This is a genomic window from uncultured Roseibium sp. (assembly GCF_947494555.1).
Classification (GTDB): Bacteria; Pseudomonadota; Alphaproteobacteria; order Rhizobiales; family Stappiaceae; genus Roseibium.
Map to the genome: position 1 here is coordinate 1,780,026 of NZ_CANLVF010000001.1, position 19,265 is coordinate 1,799,290.

Annotated in this window: 14 protein-coding genes; 5 read left to right on the forward strand and 9 right to left on the reverse strand. The window is 56.2% G+C overall.

Annotated features, from left to right (window positions below; translation table 11 throughout):
• Nucleotides 1–226: 226 nt before the first annotated feature.
• Complete coding sequence (locus tag Q0915_RS08230; RefSeq protein WP_299481909.1) at nucleotides 227–613, forward strand: NADH:ubiquinone oxidoreductase subunit NDUFA12; 387 nt, start codon at nucleotides 227–229, stop codon at nucleotides 611–613.
• Between the two features lie 148 nt (nucleotides 614–761).
• On the opposite strand, the gene aat is transcribed toward Q0915_RS08230, so the two are convergent.
• From aat to Q0915_RS08255, 5 genes are all read right to left on the reverse strand, one after another.
• The gene (gene aat / locus Q0915_RS08235) at nucleotides 762–1,442 is read right to left on the reverse strand and encodes a leucyl/phenylalanyl-tRNA--protein transferase (protein ID WP_299481912.1); all 681 of its coding nucleotides are present in this window, start codon (nucleotides 1,440–1,442) and stop codon (nucleotides 762–764) included.
• A gap of 49 nt (nucleotides 1,443–1,491) precedes the next feature.
• Nucleotides 1,492–2,838: an acetyl-CoA carboxylase biotin carboxylase subunit gene (gene accC / locus Q0915_RS08240; protein WP_299481915.1), complete on the reverse strand. Its 1,347-nt coding sequence runs from the start codon at nucleotides 2,836–2,838 to the stop codon at nucleotides 1,492–1,494.
• 14 nt (nucleotides 2,839–2,852) lie between these two features.
• Nucleotides 2,853–3,326 carry an acetyl-CoA carboxylase biotin carboxyl carrier protein gene (gene accB / locus Q0915_RS08245; protein WP_299482160.1) on the reverse strand — a complete coding sequence of 158 codons (474 nt, stop codon included), beginning with the start codon at nucleotides 3,324–3,326 and terminating at the stop codon, nucleotides 2,853–2,855.
• Between the two features lie 302 nt (nucleotides 3,327–3,628).
• Nucleotides 3,629–4,396 carry a DsbA family protein gene (locus Q0915_RS08250; protein ID WP_299481918.1) on the reverse strand — a complete coding sequence of 256 codons (768 nt, stop codon included), beginning with the start codon at nucleotides 4,394–4,396 and terminating at the stop codon, nucleotides 3,629–3,631.
• 59 nt (nucleotides 4,397–4,455) lie between these two features.
• Complete coding sequence (locus Q0915_RS08255; RefSeq protein ID WP_299481921.1) at nucleotides 4,456–5,706, reverse strand: M48 family metalloprotease; 1,251 nt, start codon at nucleotides 5,704–5,706, stop codon at nucleotides 4,456–4,458.
• Between the two features lie 401 nt (nucleotides 5,707–6,107).
• Between Q0915_RS08255 and Q0915_RS08260 the strand changes: the two genes are divergently transcribed.
• Nucleotides 6,108–7,271, forward strand: coding sequence for an aminotransferase class I/II-fold pyridoxal phosphate-dependent enzyme (locus Q0915_RS08260; RefSeq protein WP_299481924.1), 1,164 nt, complete (start codon nucleotides 6,108–6,110; stop codon nucleotides 7,269–7,271).
• An 82-nt stretch (nucleotides 7,272–7,353) separates the two neighbouring features.
• On the opposite strand, the gene Q0915_RS08265 is transcribed toward Q0915_RS08260, so the two are convergent.
• Nucleotides 7,354–10,356 (reverse strand): ribonuclease E/G, encoded by a 3,003-nt coding sequence (locus Q0915_RS08265; protein ID WP_299481927.1) that lies wholly within the window; start codon nucleotides 10,354–10,356, stop codon nucleotides 7,354–7,356.
• A 664-nt stretch (nucleotides 10,357–11,020) separates the two neighbouring features.
• On the opposite strand from Q0915_RS08265, the gene Q0915_RS08270 reads away from it, so the two are divergent.
• From Q0915_RS08270 to prfB, 3 genes are all read left to right on the forward strand, one after another.
• Entirely contained in the window at nucleotides 11,021–12,322 is a 1,302-nt protein-coding gene (locus Q0915_RS08270) for an N-acetylmuramoyl-L-alanine amidase (RefSeq protein WP_299481930.1), read from the forward strand.
• Nucleotides 12,323–12,509: 187 nt separating this feature from the next.
• The gene (locus tag Q0915_RS08275; RefSeq protein ID WP_299482163.1) at nucleotides 12,510–14,954 is read left to right on the forward strand and encodes a penicillin-binding protein 1A; all 2,445 of its coding nucleotides are present in this window, start codon (nucleotides 12,510–12,512) and stop codon (nucleotides 14,952–14,954) included.
• 154 nt (nucleotides 14,955–15,108) lie between these two features.
• Nucleotides 15,109–16,240 (forward strand): peptide chain release factor 2 gene (gene prfB / locus Q0915_RS08280; protein WP_299481933.1). Its coding sequence is split into 2 segments (ribosomal slippage): nucleotides 15,109–15,177 and nucleotides 15,179–16,240, totalling 1,131 coding nucleotides; the frame shifts between segments, so codons are not numbered across the junction.
• 50 nt (nucleotides 16,241–16,290) lie between these two features.
• Here prfB and Q0915_RS08285 read toward each other — a convergent pair.
• The 3 genes from Q0915_RS08285 to bcp all read right to left on the reverse strand — a co-directional run bounded on the left by Q0915_RS08285 (nucleotide 16,291) and on the right by bcp (nucleotide 19,073).
• A complete protein-coding gene (locus Q0915_RS08285; RefSeq protein ID WP_299481936.1) occupies nucleotides 16,291–17,529 on the reverse strand; it encodes a M23 family metallopeptidase in 1,239 nt (412 codons plus the stop codon).
• Between the two features lie 204 nt (nucleotides 17,530–17,733).
• Entirely contained in the window at nucleotides 17,734–18,570 is an 837-nt protein-coding gene (locus tag Q0915_RS08290) for a ferritin-like domain-containing protein (protein WP_299481939.1), read from the reverse strand.
• Nucleotides 18,571–18,605: 35 nt separating this feature from the next.
• Nucleotides 18,606–19,073, reverse strand: a complete 468-nt coding sequence (gene bcp, locus Q0915_RS08295; RefSeq protein WP_299481942.1) for a thioredoxin-dependent thiol peroxidase — start codon at nucleotides 19,071–19,073, stop codon at nucleotides 18,606–18,608.
• Nucleotides 19,074–19,265: the final 192 nt, after the last annotated feature.

The window sequence follows — 19,265 nt, forward strand, 5'->3', positions numbered from 1 at the left end:
GAACTTGGAACGTCTTTAAACCAATGCGCTTCTTGGCTTGCCAAAGGACACCGCCCTAAACACTGCTAGTGGTTAGCCGGTTCGAATTCCTTTGAATATGGCGTGCCCTGCGACAGTGCGGTACTGGACAGACGTCGTTCTTGGCGCCATAGTCCGCCGAACTCCGGTGCACCGGCTTGTTGAACCGGTCTGACGCCACTTGTCACCTAGGGACCTTCTGAGGGCCATGAAAACGTTTCTTCTCGAATTCTTCACCTGGTGGAACAGCCAGACGATGGGCACGCGCTTTTTCACCTGGCGCAAGGGTGAATTTGTCGGTGAGGACGAGGCAGGCAACAAATACTACAAGGAACGGGGCGGCAAGAAGCGTTGGGTGATCTACAGCGGTCTTGCAGAGGCGTCCGCCATACCACCGGGTTGGCACGGCTGGATGCACCATCGCGTTGACACGCCGCCTTCGGAAGAAACGTATCATCCCAAGCACTGGCAGCAGAAGCATCACGGGAACCAGACCGGAACGCCTGATGCGTATCGCCCGCATGGGTCGATCCTGACACCGGAAAAACGCCCCGAAGTCACGGGCGACTACGAGGCCTGGACACCCGGGAATTAACGAGACAGGTATTGCTGCATTTCAAAAAGCCCCGCACATGCGGGGCTTTTTTGGTTTTTTGAATGGAGTAGTTTCAACAGGTGCCGGCTGGTTTCGGGACCAACGGGACGGATATGCTCCTTACTGCCGGAAAGATCCGGAAGTCCGGTCAGCTGGCTTTCCAGCTGTCCAGCACGGCCAGCACTTCCTGTCCATTTGCCTGGGGTGAGAGCGCATAAAAGTCCGTTTCCAGCTGCAGGGCCTCGGCCAGCTGCTTGTTGTAGTCGGCCTGGGAAACTTCAAGCGTACCGAAGCGGCTGAGATGATCCGTCACAAACTGAGTATCGAGCAGGGAGTAGCCACCGACAGTCAACCGCGCCACAAGATGCGCGAGACACACTTTTGAGGCGTCGGTCTTGAAGGCGAACATGCTTTCACCGAAAAAGGCGCCGTTCAGGCTGACCCCGTACAGTCCACCCACCAGATCACCGGCCTGCCATGCCTCGATCGTGTGGCAGTAGCCCATCTCGAAGAGTTCACCATAGAGACGGCGGATTTCCCGGTTGATCCAGGTTTTCTGGCGGCCGGGCATCGGTTCCGCACAACCGTCGATAATGCGTTGAAAATCAGTGCTGACCCGAATTTCAAAGACATCGTTGCGAATGGTACGACGCAAGCGCCGCGGCAGGTGAAACGAATCCAGCGGAAGGGTGCCGCGATGTTCCGGCTCCAGCCAGAACAGGCCCGGATCATCTGCCGACTCAGCCATCGGAAAGAGCCCGCAGGCATATGCTTTGAGCAGCACCTGCGGCGTAATTTCCATTACGATGTCATCTTTGTAACCTGCCATATGGCCTCGCTTACCGGTTGCAAGGGGCTGTCCCTGTGCAAGCGTCCGGTCAGTTCGACTTGTCGGCCAGGTACTTCTCGAGCCAGTGAATGTCGTACTGACCGTTCGCGATCGCCTGATTGTCCACCAAATCGCGGAAAAGCGGAATAGTAGACTTGATCTCGTCAACGACAAATTCGTCGAGGCACCGGCGCAACCGCATCATGCACTCCACGCGATTTCGACCATGAACAATCAGCTTGCCGATCAAGCTGTCGTAGTAAGGCGGGATCTTGTAGCCCTGATAAACGCCTGAATCGACACGCACACCGAGACCGCCAGGTGGATGATAGTAGGTAATCGTGCCGGGCGAGGGTGCGAACGTGACCGGATCTTCCGCATTGATACGGCATTCAATGGCGTGGCCATCGAATTTGATATCGTCCTGTGTCATATCAAGATCGCCACCAGCGGCGATCCGGATCTGTTCGTTGACAAGATCAATCCCCGTGATCATTTCGGTTACGGGGTGTTCCACCTGAAGCCGGGTGTTCATCTCAATGAAATAGAACTCACCGTTTTCATACAGGAATTCCACGGTTCCGACGCCGCGGTATTTCAGTTTCCGCATGGCATTTGCCACGATTTCACCGATCCTGTCGCGTTGCTCGGAATTCAGGCTCGGGGAAGGGGCTTCCTCGAGCACCTTCTGGTGCCGGCGCTGTAGGGAACAATCCCGTTCGCCAAGGTGCACGGCATTGCCCTTGCCATCGCCGAGCACCTGAATCTCGATGTGACGGGGCTTGCCGAGGTACTTTTCCATGTAGAGCGCGTCGTCGCCAAAGGCAGCCTTTGATTCGGCGCGCGCTGTCGACAGGGCTGTCTCAAGATCGTTTTCGGTTTGCGCGACCTTCATGCCGCGTCCTCCGCCGCCTGCAGCGGCCTTGACCAGAACCGGATAGCCGATGCCGCGCGCGATTGCGTGCGCGTCGTCGTTGGCAGTTACTTCTCCGTCCGAGCCGGGCACGACCGGAATGCCGAGCTCCCTGGCCGTCTGTTTTGCCTGGATCTTGTCGCCCATGACCCGGATGTGTTCCGCGGTCGGTCCTATGAACTCAATATTGTGCGCTTCGAGTATCTCGGCAAAACGGGCATTTTCCGAAAGGAACCCGTAGCCGGGGTGAACGGCATCCGCGCCTGTGATCTCACAAGCTGCCAGCAGTTGCGGAATGTTGAGGTAACTGTCACGTGCTGCGGGCGGTCCAATACAGACGCTTTCATCTGCAAGGCGCACATGCATGGCGTCGGCGTCGGCGGTCGAGTGGACGGCAACCGTCGGAATTCCGAGCTCTTTGCAGGCGCGCAGAATGCGCAGGGCGATTTCGCCGCGGTTGGCGATGAGAATTTTGGAGAACATGGCCTGCCGGATCCTTATTCGACGACGATCAGCGGTTCGCCGAATTCCACGGGTTGGGCGTCGTCAACGAGGATCTGCTTGACGGTTCCGGTTTTGGTCGAGGGGATGTTGTTCATGGTCTTCATCGCCTCGATGATCAGGATCGTCTGTCCTTCGGCCACCTTGTCACCGACCTGGATGAATGACGCGGCACCTGGCTCGGGAGAAAGATACGCAGTTCCAACCATGGGCGACGTGACGCTGGAGCCGGATTTAGCCGAGCTTTCAGCAACTGTTTCTTCTTGCGGCGCAGCGGGTGCGGCGGCAACAGGTGCTGCGGCAACTGCCGGCGCTGCTACGCTGACAGGAGCATTGATCGAAATCTGACGCGCAACACGGATGCGAGTGTCGCCCTGTTCCAGTTCGATCTCAGACAGGTTTGTTTCGTCCAGCAAAACTGCGAGATCCCGGATCAGGGCCGTATCGAATTTCTTGTTATCATTACGCATCATGTCGTTTGGCTCTCGTACTCGATCCACAAAGCGTGAGACGCGGGGCGGCCGGTCTCATATTCCGCATGTTTGATGCGGCGTTCCGGGTGTTTCGGAAATGTACACTGGCAAATCCAAGCAAATACCGGTTCGGTCCGCATTTTTTCTACCGCCAAAATGAGGCGGCTATAGATTTTAGGCCCGCATTCGACGGAATGCGAGCCACGCTTCTTATAGGGATTCAATTGTGTCAGGAAAAGCCCTGATTACTTATTGATTTCGCTCAGCTGCGGTTTCCAACAAGCTTGAGAGGCCCTGACTCAGCAGGTTGTCTGGCCGCAATCCTTCATGGCATCGAGCTTTACGCGCAGCTCCTCGTATCCAACAGCACCCATAACGACTTCGTTGCCAACCACATATGACGGGGTTCCGGTCAGGCCAAGCCGATTGGCGAGCGTGTAGACCTCTTCGATCGTCTGCCCTGCTTCATCCGTTGCCATGGCAACCTGCAGGTCGGCTTCGGAAATGCCCACACCGGTTGCGGCCGCCATGGCGCTTGAAAGGTTCGCCTGTCCACGGCTCAAAAGCAGTGCTTCGTGGAATTCGCCATATTTTTCCGGTGCAACCGAATTCACGGCGACCGCGACCTGGGCCGCTTCAACCGAGCTTTGACCGAGGACAGGAAATTCCTTGAGTACGATTCTGAGCTCAGGATCTTCCTCGACAAGGCGCACCATATCGCCATAGGCGCGCTTGCAGAAGCCGCAGTTGTAATCGAAGAACTCGACAAGTGTTACAGAGCCTTCAGGGTTGCCGAGAACAACTTGGCGAGTGGAGTTGAAGAGAATATCCGCGCTGTCATTCAAGGCCTGAAGACGTGCTGCCTCTTCCGCTTCCTGTTCGCGGCGTTGAAGCTCGTTCAACGCTTCGGCGATAATTTCGGGATTTTCGAGAAGATACTCGCGCACGATATTTTCAATCTCGCTGCGATCCAGTTCCTGCGCGGCGACGATGCCTGGCATCGACGACACGAGCAAAACGAAGGCTGCGAAACACACGCGTTTCGAAACGGAGAAAAGGTGTATCATTGAAAACTCCTTGGGCGACAGGAATTTCCGTGCTCCGTCACCGTGCATGATTGTCGACGTCATCGTCGATTCGGCAGATTAGGTGGTTTGTACGCTACAATGTCGTCTGCTTGAACCCATGCGGGCGATCCACGCTTCAAACTTTTTTGAGCACGGGCCGCATAACGCTTTGCCGCATCAAAATCTCCGCGAACCATCAGACCCTTCGCCGTCGCCAGATCGGCCTCTGCGCGTTCCCCCTGGCGGCCATGTGCGATTGCGAGCTGGCTGTAGGCGACACCTGAGTTTGGATCCCGTTGTATGGCACGCTTCAGGACACGTTCGGCCTCGGCATAGTAGGCAGGGTTGTTGGCTCCCACGAGCGCATAGCCGAGCCAGACAAGAAACTGAGGTTCGTTCGGCTTGAAGGACAACGCCTTGCGAAACGGTGCGATTGCGCTCTTCGGATCGCCGCCTTCCAGCAGAGCCTGGCCCTTCAGTTCATAATAATAAGGGTTGTTCGGCTGTGTTCTGATAAGGGCGTCGATTTCCTTGACCGCTCCTTTTCCGCGGCTCTTCATGGCAGCGATTGCACGTGCGTAATTTGCCGCGGGGCTTTTGTCGCTGCGCGGGAAGGCACGCAAGGTTGCCGACGGATGACTGGTGAAGGCAAACAGCTTCGCGCGAACCTGGTCGTGACGGTACTGAAGGACGTAGTCTTCGGGTTGATTGAAATACTTGGACTTCTGGGCGTCGTTCAAGAGACCGGTATAGCGTTCCTGTGCCATAGGGTGGCTTTGGGCGTAAGGATCGGCGAATTGCTGAGAAAACAGCTGTTGCTCCGACATGCGCTGGAATGTTTTCAGCATGCCACGGGCACTTTGACCCGTTGCATTGAGATACCTGAGCGCGGCACGGTCGGCGGCAGCCTCTTCGCCGCGCTGATAGGCGAGCAGCGATCTTTTTCCAATGGACGGCGCACTTAGCGCGGCAGCGGCGCCGCCGGAGGCTGCACGACCGGAGCCGGATGCGGCACCAGCTGCCGCAGCGCCGGCACCAAGGAGCGTGCCGATAACTGCAATGATTTGTGCATTAGCAGCCGCCGCTCGCAGTCTCACAAGGTGTCGCCCGGCAATATGTCCTGTTTCGTGTGCAATGACCCCGATAACTTCCCCGGGGGCCTCGGCCTCCATGATGACACCGATATTGATGAACATGCGTCTGGAGTCGGGAACAAAGGCGTTGAAAGACTTGTCGTTGACAAGGATGATCTGAGGCTCAGATTGAGCGATTCCGGCAACCTTGAAGATCGGTATTGCGTAGTCCCGCAAAAGTGACTCCGTTTCCGCGTCCCTTACGAGTGGAAGTTTCCCGCGTTGGGCATGGGATGGCGCCACCATGACCGGAAGGGCAACAGCAACAGAGCAAACTGTCGCAGTTACTCTTCTAAACAAGCGCGTTGTGAACGGCTTATGAGGAATAGCTGAAGCTGGCTTGGAACCTGGCAAGTCTGAACTCCTGTCCGGTACCCTGATCAAGATACACCTATGCGAATGTGTGGCGAAGTTATGGAGGTGTTTTGTTTCGGTCAAGAAATCGTGCATGACAATTCGGAAAGGTTTCACGGGTACCAGGCGCAAAAGTCGTCTTGTCTGCGCTGCAGTCCATTGCCACGAAGTGGAAAATCCGCAATACGTCCGGAACACAAACAAGCCGGAAGTGCAGAAAATTCATGACAGACGACGCGTTTCAACCATCTTCGCGCAGCAACGTCTCGCCCTTCATCGCAATGGATGTCTTTGCTGAAGCCGCCCGGCTGGAAGCGGTGGGTCGCAAGATCGTCCACATGGAAGTGGGCCAACCGTCGGCTCCGGCGCCGAGAACCGCGGTGGAAGCCGCAAAGACGGCGCTGAGTCACGGGCGTCTCGGATATACCGAAGCGCTCGGCATTTTGCCGCTTCGCCAGGCTCTGTCCGGGCACTATAAACGCCAATATGGCGTTGAACTGTCTGCGGACAGGATCATGGTTACGACCGGGTCCTCGGCAGGCTTTAATCTCGCGTTTCTTTCTGCTTTCGACCCGGGCGACAGGATTGTGCTGACGGCGCCTGGATATCCGGCGTATCGCAACATTCTTAAAGCGCTCGGGCTTGTTCCAGTTGAAGTGGAGGTTGGGGCGGAAACGCGCTGGTGTCTTACACCGGAGCATTTGGACAAGGTGCGCGAAAGCGGTCCTGTCAGCGGAGTTCTTGTCGCGAGCCCGGCAAATCCGACCGGCACCATGATGGATGCCGATGCGCTCACAAACCTTGTTCAATATTGCGATGACGAAAAAATCCGGTTCATTTCCGACGAAATTTATCACGGTCTGGACTACGAACCGGGACAGAAGTCCGCGCTTGAGATTTCCGATAACGCCATAATCATAAACAGTTTTTCAAAATACTATTGCATGACCGGCTGGCGCATTGGCTGGATGATATTACCCTCCCAATTGGTCCGGCCGACTGAGCGCGTGGCACAGAATCTATACATTTCCGCGCCGGCAATCTCACAGCTTGCGGCAACCGCCGCTCTGGACGCTGTTCAGGAACTGGAAGAGGTAAAGGCAGGATACGTCGCGAACCGAAACCTGCTTCTCAAGGGATTGCCGGAAGTTGGACTGGACAAGATCCTGCCTGTCGATGGTGCGTTTTACATCTACGCGGATGTTAGCCGGTTCAGCGACGACAGCCTGCTCTTTGCCAAAAAAATGCTCCATGAAGCTGGCGTTGCTGCGACGCCAGGGGTGGATTTCGACCCGGTGCACGGTCACGAGTACCTGCGCTTTTCTTTTGCAGGAGCACACGATCAAATGAAGGAAGCTCTGGTCCGCCTGTCCGGATTTCTTCGTTAGGTGAGGGGCGGTCGTTTCAGGCCGGTATCAAACAAAAAAGGCGGCTTATAGCCGCCTTTTTCATATCTTGACCAGAATCGGATCAAAAGAACGAGCGACCGCGTTGCCACCAACCCACGCGCTTCGGTTTGTCTTCCTCGTCTTCACTTGAGGTTTCGCTCGTGACAACCGGTTCTGCGGGTGCAGAAGGTGCGGCTTCGGTCTTGTCTTCAGCTGTTTCGTTCGGAACGGGCTGTTCTGAGGTCGGGGTCTCGACGACGATTTCCTGCGGCTTTTCAACCGAGTCCGCCGAAACAATCTCTTCAACCACCTCAGCATCTCCGATTTCAGCAGCGTCTGTATTTGCAGGGTCTGCCGTCTCGGCCTCAGCAACCGAAGTCAACTCTTCAGCCTCGTTGCTTTCGGCGACAATTTCCGCACTTTCCGATTCAACGTTCGGTTCGGTTTCATTGCCTGTAGCAGGATTTTCATCTGAGACAGCGATCTCGGTTGCCTCGTTTGAGCCATCCGCTTCGTCAGATTGTTCTACGGGCTCATCATCTGAAGCTGGCTCATCGCTTTGCACGGTCTCGTCGTCGGACTCTTCGGCGGACTGGAACTCTGTGCCTTCGCCGTTGCGACGTCCACGCCTACCTCCGCGGCGACCACGACGGCGTTTGCGCCGGGGTTCGTCCTCGTTTGAGTCGTCTTCGTCACCACGGGCGTCTTGCGAGGATTGCTCATCGCTCTCGATATCATCAGATTCCGAGGCCACCTGACGCGTGTCGCCCCCGTCCTGGACATTATCCGATCCGCCTCTGCGACGCTTCCGGCGGCGTTTGCGGCGGCGGTCTGCGCCTTCGTCATCCTGCGCCTGTTCGTCGATGACCGGTTGTTCGGTGTCCTCGTCGATGATGTCAACAGTGTCGGGGTGCACGATCGGAGCCGGCGCCGGAACGCGGTCCCTGTCGATTGGGGCCCCACGTTCGAGCACATAGAGCTGACCATTGACCATTTCATCCGCGTTTACGGCAATCTCCACCGCAAACCTGATTTCAAGATCAGAGAGGTTCGAGCGTTTCTGATTGAGAATATAGAGAGCAACCTGGGTGGTGGTGCGAATGATCAGATTGTGGGAGGCACCTTTGAGAAGATTGTCTTCGATCGACCGCAGAACATGAAGCGCGACCGACTCCACAGACCGGATCATGCCAGTGCCCTGGCAATGCGGGCAGGGAGTAGTCGAACTTTCTAGGACGCCGGTCCGGATGCGCTGGCGCGACATTTCCAGCAGGCCGAAATGCGATATCCGTCCGACCTGAATGCGGGCGCGATCGTTTTTAAGGCAATCCTTCAGCTTGCGCTCAACGGCCCGGTTGTTCTTCGACTCTTCCATGTCGATGAAGTCGATGACAACAAGACCGGCCAGGTCCCTCAAACGCAGTTGACGCGTGACTTCTTCCGCTGCTTCGAGGTTTGTCTGTAGCGCGGTATCTTCGATATTGTGTTCACGGGTCGACTTGCCGGAGTTCACGTCAATCGAGACCAGGGCCTCGGTCTGGTTGATGACAATGTAGCCGCCGGATCTCAGTGTGACCTGCGGCGAGAACATTGCATCGAGCTGCGGTTCGACACCGTAACGGATGAATAACGGGGAAGGATCCCGGTACGGCTGAACATTCTTGGCATGACTCGGCATGAGCATGCGCATGAAGTCCTTGGCTTCGCGGTAACCGTCGTCACCCGATACCAGCACCTCATTGATGTCCTTGTTGTAAAGATCCCTTATCGAACGCTTGACGAGACTGCCTTCCTCATACACCAGGCTCGGTGCACTGGACTTTAACGTCAGCTCCCGGACATTTTCCCAAAGCCGCATGAGATATTCGAAGTCGCGCTTGATTTCCGCTTTCGTCCGGCTGGCGCCAGCGGTTCGAAGAATGACACCCATGCCCTCAGGAACGTCGAGTTCGGAGGCAATCTTCTTCAGGCGTTTGCGGTCTGTCGGTTGTGTGATCTTCCTTGAGATGCCGCCGCCGCGCGCGGTGTTTGGCATCAGCACGGAGTAGCGGCCTGCGAGCGACAGATATGTCGTGAGGGCAGCACCCTTGTTGCCGCGCTCTTCCTTGACAACCTGAACAAGGATGATCTGACGCCGCTTGATAACTTCCTGGATCTTGTACTGCTTGCGATGTGGTACGGAACGCTCCGGGACCTCTTCCATGGCATCTTCAGCGCCAACGGATTCTACAGCATCCTCATCAGAGTCGACGTCATCTTCGTCGTCCCGGCTCCGGCGCCTGCGCCGACTGCGGGTCCTGGTTGGAGCCTCAGCCTCTGCTTCAGCAACGGCTTCTAAAGAGTCTTCTTCAGATTCGTCCTCTGCTTCATCTGAAGCTTCCAGTGTCTCGGTTTCTCCAGCGGCGTCATCTGTGTCGGCATCGTCGCCATCGGCGCTCGCAGCAACTTTGGCTGACGCCTCGGAATCGTCTGAACCATCTTCGGAAACCTGATCGTCTGCGGCCCCAACCATCGGGGCTGAATCAGTTTCTTCGGCAGGTTCTGCATCCGTTGCCGACACTTCAGCTTCCGCCGCTGAATCTGCAGAGCTTTCAGTGTCGCTCTGAGCGCCGGCAGAATCTGTTTCAGTTTCTTCGCTTGAGCCTGTCGACCCGGCTTCAGCTTGCTGTTCGTCACCAGATGCGTCGGAAGACTCGATTTTCTCACTGGCTACCGTTTCTGCGGACTCGTTCTTTGCGGCGCGTGAACGGCGGCGGCGCTTCGGCTTTTCTTCTGCGTCCTGATCGTCGTTCTGACGCTCAGCAGCTTCTGCTGCCAGAAGCGCTTCGCGATCCGCGACCGGGATTTGGTAATAATCCGGGTGAATTTCGCTGAAAGCCAGAAAGCCGTGCCGGTTTCCGCCATATTCAACGAACGCTGCCTGCAGCGATGGTTCGACCCGAGTTACTTTTGCCAGATAGATGTTACCGCGAAGCTGCTTTCTGTTCGCTGCTTCAAAGTCGAATTCTTCAACACGATTCCCACGTACGACGACAACCCGGGTCTCTTCCGGGTGGCCCGCGTCGATCAGCATTTTGTTTGCCATTATTGAACGTCTCCACGGCAGCGGTGCTGTACGCGTTTCGTAAACGCGCATCGCCCGAAAGGAGAGCGGCTGCCGTACTTGTTTTGCTAAGATAGAGAAGGGCGTCTGCGCCCGGCGCGGTCGTCTGATCAACAAAAGCGGCCGCATGAGCGGAGCCTTGCTCTATATTGATCACTGTGTGCATCGCGCGGGTCCTTCGGGGCAACGCAGGCCCTTTAAGTTAAGTCGTTGTACTTTGCCGGTAGAACAGAGAGGGGCGTGCCGCTGCAACTGTTGCCGGTAGCGGAAAGGTTCGACTTTCTGATCCTTCTCCTGCGCTGATGACTGCCAAACCGGCAGGGCCCGATACGCAAGGAGTTGGTTCAAGGGTGTCCCGATACCTGATCCACAGCAATCGGACACGCTTCAAAGCGGCAGAACGGCCTCTGTTCCGTCGCAAGTATGCCCTGGATTGCGATGACGTTGTGGATAGATAACCCTGTTCGTCATCGGGGAAGGTATCAGTTTCGAACCGAAATCCGTAAGGTACTTTTACGATCCGCCGATCCGCTTTGCAAGCAGATGAAAAGGCATAAGCCATTTTCCTTCGTCGGGTTATATCGTATGAGGGGAGTGGGCGGGGTGCGATACTGAGCAGATCGTGCACAACATGGCCGGAGAAATTGTGAACAAAATCGGGACAAAACCTCAGGTGGCGGGTGATGAAACGTTGCTTAGGCCGGCATTCGGCTGGGCATTCCTTCCGATTGCATTGTTATTTTTCACTTTTTTTGCCTTGGCCGTGTCGAGCCCGGTGTTTGGAGCCGGCAAACCCGACCCGAAGGTCATTGGCGCGCGTGTGGCCGGCGATGAGACCCGGACTCGATTCGTTCTGGACATGAACACGCAGGTGACGCCGGCCATTTCCGGCCTTGCAAAGCCTTATCGGTTGATCATCGATCTGCCGGAAGTCGAATTTTCGTTGCCTGAGGATGCGGGTTCGTCAGGACGAGGAATGGTCACGAACTGGCGGTTCGGCCTGTTCGCAAAGGGCAAATCGAGAATCGTTCTGGATTTGAGTGGTCCCGTTCGTGTCGACAAAACGTTCTTTCTGCCGGCAGTGGATGACCAACCAGCACGTCTGGTGCTGGACCTTGTGCGTTCCGCCCCGGAGGAATTCGCTTCATTCGTTGAAGAATCGAGAGGCATCGCAAAGAGAGAAGCCCAGAAGACAAAGACGAAAACCGACAAGCTACCTCCGTCGGGAAGTGGCGACAAACCTCTGATTGTCCTGGATCCGGGGCACGGCGGAATTGACAATGGTGCGACGGGCGTCGGCGGAACGCTTGAAAAGGCAATCGTTCTGGACTTCGCCAATCTGCTGCGGGAAAAGCTCGAAGAAGCCGGTCATTATGATGTTCGCCTGACGCGTGAAGACGATACATTTGTCTCGTTGTCCCGGCGTGTTGAGATAGGGCACGAACTGGAAGCAGACCTTTTCATTTCGATCCACGCGGATTCGGTTCGACGCGGCCGCAAACTTGCTAGAGGCGCGACAGTCTACACTTTGTCGGACAAAGCGTCTGACCAGCTTTCGGAAGAACTTGCCGAAGTGGAAAACATGTCAGACGTCATCGCCGGTGTCGAACTGGACGAAGAGCCGACGGAAGTGACTGATATCCTGCTCGATCTGGCCAAACGCGAGACACGTTCGTTTTCGAGCTATTTCGCCAAGACCCTCGTTACCGAGCTCAAAAGCGCTGTCCGTTTGATAAAAAATCCGCACCGTTCCGCGGGATTTCGCGTTTTGAAGGCCCACGACGTGCCGTCGGTCCTCGTCGAGCTCGGTTATTTGTCCAACGAACACGATGAAAAGCTGCTGATCACCGAAGAATGGCGTGAGCGCATGGCCAGCGCGATGAGCGAAGCGATTCACGGGTTTTTCAGACCGAGACTTGCACGTCAGCAGACGACGCCTTCACAATGAATGCTTGGATTTGTCACGCAAATTGAGCGCCTTGTGTGGTAATTGCCTCAGCATCGCCATATTGGTGCACGAGGAAACAGTCATGTATTTGTGATAACCGGCGCACCAGCGTGTCGAGTTAAAGTTTACGTGCTAAAACGTGGCTTAGAGCAATGACGGGGAAAGACGAGCCCGCAATATGAAATTCTTGGTAAAATTTTTCGGCTACCTGTTCGGCATCGGAGCAGCTCTTGCCCTGCTGGTTGCTGCAGGGGTTTGGATGTATCTGCAGCACCTTGATGAGGACCTGCCTGATTATACGGCGCTCAAGAATTACGAGCCGCCGGTTATGACGCGTGTCCACGCCGCCGATGGTGCCCTGATGGCTGAATACGCGACCGAGAGACGTATGTTCCTTCCCATTCAGGCTATTCCTGACAAAGTGAAGCAGGCGTTCATTTCCGCCGAGGACAAGAATTTTTATTCGCACATTGGAGTTGATCCTGAAGGGATCGCCCGTGCAGCTGTCCGTTTCGTTCAAAACTATGGATCAGGGCGGCGCCCGGAAGGCGCGTCAACGATCACGCAGCAGGTCGCAAAGAACTTCCTCCTGACAAATGATCTGTCCATCGTCCGTAAGATCAAGGAAGCCATACTTTCGCTGCGTATCGAACAGGCCTACACGAAAGACGAGATACTCGAGCTATACGTGAACGAGATCTATTTCGGTCTGGGCGCGCATGGGATTGCCGCCGCTGCTCTGATTTATTTCGACAAATCCGTACACGAACTCAATCTTGAGGAAGTGGCTTACATGGCCGCGCTCCCCAAGGCGCCCAACAACTACCACCCCTTCCGATATACCGACCGCGCGATCGCCCGCCGGAACTACGTCATCGATCGCATGATTGAGGATGGCTATGTAAGCGTGGAAGAGGGCGAAGAAGCAAAAGACAAGCCGATTGTCGTTACGCCGCGGAAAAGCGGATCCCGGCTGTTTGCCGCCGAGTATTTCACCGAGGAAGTCCGGCGTGAGGTAGCGGAGATCTTCGGCGACACACGGCTTTACGAAGGCGGACTTTCGGTCAGGTCGACACTCGACCCTGACCTTCAGAAAATGGCGCGCAAGTCGCTCATGGACGGCCTGATCGATTTCGATCGGAAGCGCGGCAGCTGGAACGGTCCGATCGACCGTATCGGTCTAGGCGCTGATTGGGGCATTGATCTCTCCAAAATCGAGGCCCTGAGCGATATACCTGAATGGACGCTGGCCGTCGTGTTGGACAGCGGCAGCGATCAGGCAACGGTAGGCATCCAGCCGGATGTGCTGGTGAGCGGAAAACTCTCCGAGGAGCGCAAGACCGGACCGCTGTTCATCGACACCATGAAATGGGCGCGTGTTAGCGGTCGTGCTCCCGGTTCCGTGTCGGATGTGCTGGCACCCGGAGATGTTGTTTATGTCCAGGAAAGCCAGGTTGCTCCCGGTACCTTTGAACTTCGTCAGATCCCGAAGGTGTCTGGCGCGCTCGTAGCGATGGATCCCTATACCGGGCGCGTTCTTGCGCTGGTTGGAGGTTTCAGCTTCGCGCAGAGCGAATTCAATCGCGCCACACAGGCGTATCGCCAACCAGGCTCCTCATTCAAGCCGTTCCTATATGCCGCGGCACTGGACAACGGTTACACGCCCTCGTCAGTGATCATGGATGCTCCGCTGGAGATCAGTCAGGGTCCCGGCCTTGGCACGTGGCGGCCGCAAAACTACGGCGGCAAGTTCTATGGTCCCTCGACCCTGCGCACTGGAATCGAACGCTCCAGAAACGTGATGACGGTTCGCCTGGCGCAGGACATGGGCATGCCGCTCGTTGCCGAGTATTCCAAGCGGTTCGGCATTTACGACAACATGTTGCCGGTTCTTTCAATGTCGCTCGGCGCTGGTGAAACCACTGTTCTGAGAATGACAACGGCTTATGCGACGATCGCCAATGGCGGGCGCAAAGTGCGCCCAACGCTGATTGACCGTATCCAGGACCGATACGGGCGCACGATCTACAAGCACGATAGCCGTATATGCGACGGGTGTACCCAGAACGTTTGGGAAGGTCAGCAGGAACCGTCGCTGATCGACGATCGCGAACAGGTGCTCGATCCGATGACCGCCTACCAGATCACATCGATGATGGAAGGCGTGGTCCAGCGCGGTACGGCAACATCGGTGCGTGCCGTGGAGCGGCCGGTGGCGGGCAAGACCGGGACGACCAACGATGAAAAAGACGCCTGGTTCATGGGCTTCACGCCAGACCTCGCAGTCGGTGTCTTCGTCGGCTACGACAATCCGAAGCCGATGGGCCGCGGTGCAACAGGTGGGCAGGTTGCTGCTCCTATTTTCACCGATTTCGTCAAGAAAGCGCTCTCGGACAAGCCTCCTGTAGAATTCCGCGTCCCGCGCGGTCTGCAGCTTATCGCGATCAACCGCAGCACCGGTGGCCGGGCGTCCCCAGGTGCTCCGGGGGCGATTCTCGAAGCGTTTAAGCCCGGAATGGCACCGAATGACAGTTATGCGGTGATTGATTTCCAGAGTACGATGGGCGTTCCGACAGCGGTCTCGACGGAGGCACAGCGAGCGGTAACCGAGGGCACCGGGGGGCTCTACTGAAAGCGTGGGCGAGCTACTGGTTTCCGGAACAGGCGCTCTTCGTCCAATGACGGTTTACACTGCCAGTATGCGCGGCTAATGTCCCGCTCCAAGTTACGGCCCGGCGTCTTCGACAGAAGCCCGGGCCGCTTCACATAAAATAGCGAGGTATCCGATGCGCGCCGAAATGGAAGCCATCGTCGATGAAATCAAGCAGGCCATAAGCCTGCTGAGGAGGCATCTTTGACTGGGACCAGGCACTGGTCAGGTTAGAGGAACTTAACGCCCTGTCGGAAGATCCGAACCTCTGGAATGATCCCGGCAAGGCGCAGAAGCTGATGCGCGAGCGCCAGCAGCTCGACGACGGTATTACAGGCGTCAAAGGCCTTGAGCAGGATCTGGCGGACAATATCGAGCTGATTGAACTCGGCGAGATGGAAGACGACAAGGACGTCATCAACGACGCGGAAGACGCCTTGCGCGGGTTGAAGGACAAGGTAAACCAGCTGCAACTCAACTCGCTCTTGTCTGGTGAAGCGGACGGAAACGATGCCTATCTGGAGATCAACTCCGGTGCCGGTGGCACGGAAAGCCAAGACTGGGCGTCTATGCTGCTCCGGATGTACCGGAGATGGGCGGAAAAGCATGGTTTCAAGGTGGAAGTTCCGGCCTACAGCGACGGGGAAGAAGCCGGTATCAAGTCTGCAACCCTGTTGATCAAGGGTGAGAACGCCTATGGCTGGCTTAAAACGGAGTCCGGCGTTCACCGGCTGGTGCGTATATCGCCATACGACAGTAACGCACGCCGTCACACGAGCTTCTCCAGTGCCTGGGTTTACCCGGTTATCGATGATTCCATAGACATTGACGTCAATGAGAGCGATTGCCGCATTGATACCTACCGCGCCTCTGGAGCCGGTGGGCAGCACGTCAACACGACCGATTCAGCGGTTCGCATCACGCACCAACCGACCGGAATTGTTGTCCAGTGCCAGTCGGAAAGGTCGCAGCACAAGAACCGCGCAACAGCATGGGGCATGCTGAAGGCACGTCTCTATGAAGCGGAGCTGAAAAAGCGCGAAGAAGCGGCGAATGCGGAAGCAGCCTCCAAAACCGATATTGGATGGGGTCATCAGATCCGCTCATATGTGTTGCAGCCATATCAGCTTGTCAAAGACCTGCGGACCGGCGTAGAGAGCACTTCGCCGGGAGATGTTCTGGATGGTGACCTGAACAAGTTCATGGAAGCTGCCCTTGCACAAAGGGTCTTTGGAGGAGATCCGGTTGAAGTCGATGATATCGAATAATCATCGCATTCAGACTTAGCAACGTTTAACGGGGCCAGATGGCCCCGTTTTCATAGGGACAGCGCCGAAAGTTTTTCGCCTGCCGTCAGAAAGGTCCCGGGGTCATGCGGTTTGTCGTTCCGGCGGATCTCGTAATGCAGATGGGCACCGGTTGAACGACCTGTCGAGCCGACATTGCCGATCAAGTCTCCCGCAAGCACGTGATCTCCTTCAGCTACGTGCATGCGGCTCAGATGGGCGTAGCGCGTGACAAAGCCATTGGCGTGCTTGATCTCAACCATCTTGCCGTATCCGCCGGCCCACTTGGCGTTCAAAACGGTGCCAGGGGCTGTCGAATAGACGCGCGCGCCATACGGAGCCTTGAAATCGATGCCGGTATGCATCGCCAAGCGCCTGAGGAAAGGATCGACCCTCGGGCCATATCGGCTCGACACAGTCCCATTGCGCAGCGGGCGTTTGACGGGAAGGCGCAGTGCCGTGAACTTGACGCGCCGAAAGGTCTTAAGTGCGCTGTCGGCGCGTTTCAGGCGCCCGGGAAATGTTTTTCCGGATACAGGCGTGAACGGACCACCAATTGAGCTGTCCTTCATGAGCGCCGCGTTCACAGCAGGGGCAATCTTGTGAGTGATACCGAGTATGTCTTCGATCCGGCTTTCGGTCGCAACAGTGATAGCATCCACAGCGGCGGTGCTTTCAACGTCCATCTCTGAAATGTCTGCTTTTACCGCGTCCAGTGCGAACTGCTTTTCAGAGTTTTTTTTTAAGTCGCCGCGAGGTGCCGCAGGAGCCGGCGTGGTTTTCTGCAAAATGGTGAGCGGATCAACGCTTCTTGTTGCGCTTTCCCGTAAACCCAAGGCCTTCACAGGCTCCTCAATCAGCTCGCTCTGTCCGCCGATAGCCGATTTGTCATCGCTTTTGATGGATGCCAGGCCAAGTGAGTCGAGTGACGGTTTTTGCTGAGGAAGCGGTTTGTCGTTGCTGAGATAGATGCCAACGCTTTCGGCGCGTGCCACCAGGTCGGCGACAATCGCATGGCGCTGGTTCAGATCCTGCTGACGCCGAAGCACGTCCATGACCTGTATCTCGACCGTTTCCCGGTCGACCATCTGCCGGCTCGTAAGCTTTTCGATTTCCGTCCGCAGCCGGTCGATATGATCCTGGTATTCGAGAACGAGTTCCGTTCGCTCGGCAGTTGCTTCAGCCATCATGTCGCTTCGCATGAGATAGTAGCCTGCTGTGCCACTTAAGCCGAGCGTCGTCGCAACGCAGGCGAGGGCGCCACATATCAAGTGTATGGGCCGTACACTGTAGGTGGTGGATTTGGCGCTCCTGTCCAACGAAGAATGGTGTGTCGCCATTCTTGGCGTTTTGTGAGTCCGCATCTGTTTTCGGCGTTGTTGCATGATCACTCAGTCACTGTCTGCATTCTGCAAAAGAACTGAGGCTGATTAGAATTTGGTAAGGTTAATAAATCGTCTGCAACCGTGTCGAAATTAACCCGTCAGAGGGGCGAGGGGCTTGTAAAATCCAGGGGTTAGGCCCGCTTCCGATCTTGCGCGATCATTAAATGGCGGTTTCAAAGTGCCACGAAAATGCTTCCGCACGAAGAAATGAAAGGCCGACTCAGGTCTGATTCTCTGCCGGTCGCACAGGAATCGGAACCATTTTGCACCGAACGCCACGTGATTTTTTTCGTCGCGGTAGATGATCTCAAGGCACTTCGCAGTCTCCACGTCGCCAATCGCGCGCGCCTTTTCGATCATGGGCGGTGTAATGTCGAGGCCGCGCGCTTCAAGCACCAGCGGAATGATGGCAAGGCGTGCCGCCAGGTCGTGCCCGGTGTCCTGAGCGGCCTCCCAGAGGCCATCATGCGCCGGAAAATCGCCATAAGCGGCTCCCAGTTTTGCCAGACGGTCCTGCAGCATCGAGAAATGTTTCGCTTCTTCAAGACCGACACGCACCCAGTCGTCATAATAAGAGCGTGGCAGCCGTACGTCTGCGAAACGACCGATCAGGTCCCAGGTAAGATCGACGGCATTCAATTCTATATGTGCAAGAGAGTGGATAAGAGCCAGGCGCCCCGATTTTCCCGAAAGGCTGCGCTTCGGCATATCGCGTGGCGCTCTCAGTTCAGGTTTTTGAGGGCGTCCCGGTCGGTCCGGCATGCGCCCGTCCCTTGACGGTGTACCAAGAGATATTTCACGTCGGAACCAGGCTTTAGAGACGGCATACGCCAACTCGACCTTTTCTGATGTGTTTGCCGCGCGCACAATGGCCCTCGCCCCTGCCACCAGTGTTGAGGCAGAAGCATTGGCGACTTCGTCTGTCATGTTTTTCCCGACCGGATCGTGTTCGTTTGCCGGTTCTATAATGCGGTTGCGGCCTCAAGAACAGCGTCTGCGTGTCCGGGAACTTTCACTTTTCGCCAGATCTGGGCAATCATACCGTTCTTGTCGACCAAAAAAGTCGACCGCTCCACACCCATGTACTTCTTCCCGTACATGGATTTTTCCACCCAAACGCCATAGGCCTCTGCGGTTTTTGTATCGGTGTCAGCGCCAAGGCGTACCGCGAGATTGTGTTTGGCTATGAAATTGTCGTGCTTCTTTGCCGAGTCGGGTGAAATTCCGACGATGATAACTCCCAGCTTGCCGAATTCGTTGTTCAATTCGGTAAAGGCAATCGCCTCTTTGGTGCAGCCCGGTGTGTTGTCTTTCGGGTAGAAGTAAACAACCACCGGTGCACCCTTAAGGTCGCTCAGAGATACGCGCCCGCCGCCGTCGCTCTCCAGATCGAAGTCCGGGGCTGCGTCTCCAACTGCCAGTTCCTGCATCGCGTCATCCTTCTGTCATATTTTGTGCGTTGTTGCGGCTACCGGGTGCTGGCGTGCACACAGCAGTCGATTTTGAGGTGGGTTTCGAATTATCATAGGTCGCGTTGCGACTCGTTCAATGCGCGCTAGAACAAGTAATTGAAACTTTGCGCTCTTCACGAGCTAAAAGGCTGGCAACAGTCAGGAGAATCG

Bases quoted from the DNA above. Each gene is read 5' to 3' on its own strand.
- Q0915_RS08230 (WP_299481909.1), top strand. From the start codon at position 227: ATGAAAACGTTTCTTCTCGAATTCTTCACCTGGTGGAACAGCCAGACG.
- aat (WP_299481912.1), bottom strand. From the start codon at position 1,442: ATGGCAGGTTACAAAGATGACATCGTAATGGAAATTACGCCGCAGGTG.
- accC (WP_299481915.1), bottom strand. From the start codon at position 2,838: ATGTTCTCCAAAATTCTCATCGCCAACCGCGGCGAAATCGCCCTGCGC.
- accB (WP_299482160.1), bottom strand. From the start codon at position 3,326: ATGCGTAATGATAACAAGAAATTCGATACGGCCCTGATCCGGGATCTC.
- Q0915_RS08250 (WP_299481918.1), bottom strand. From the start codon at position 4,396: ATGATACACCTTTTCTCCGTTTCGAAACGCGTGTGTTTCGCAGCCTTC.
- Q0915_RS08260 (WP_299481924.1), top strand. From the start codon at position 6,108: ATGACAGACGACGCGTTTCAACCATCTTCGCGCAGCAACGTCTCGCCC.
- Q0915_RS08265 (WP_299481927.1), bottom strand. From the start codon at position 10,356: ATGGCAAACAAAATGCTGATCGACGCGGGCCACCCGGAAGAGACCCGG.
- Q0915_RS08290 (WP_299481939.1), bottom strand. From the start codon at position 18,570: ATGACAGACGAAGTCGCCAATGCTTCTGCCTCAACACTGGTGGCAGGG.
- bcp (WP_299481942.1), bottom strand. From the start codon at position 19,073: ATGCAGGAACTGGCAGTTGGAGACGCAGCCCCGGACTTCGATCTGGAG.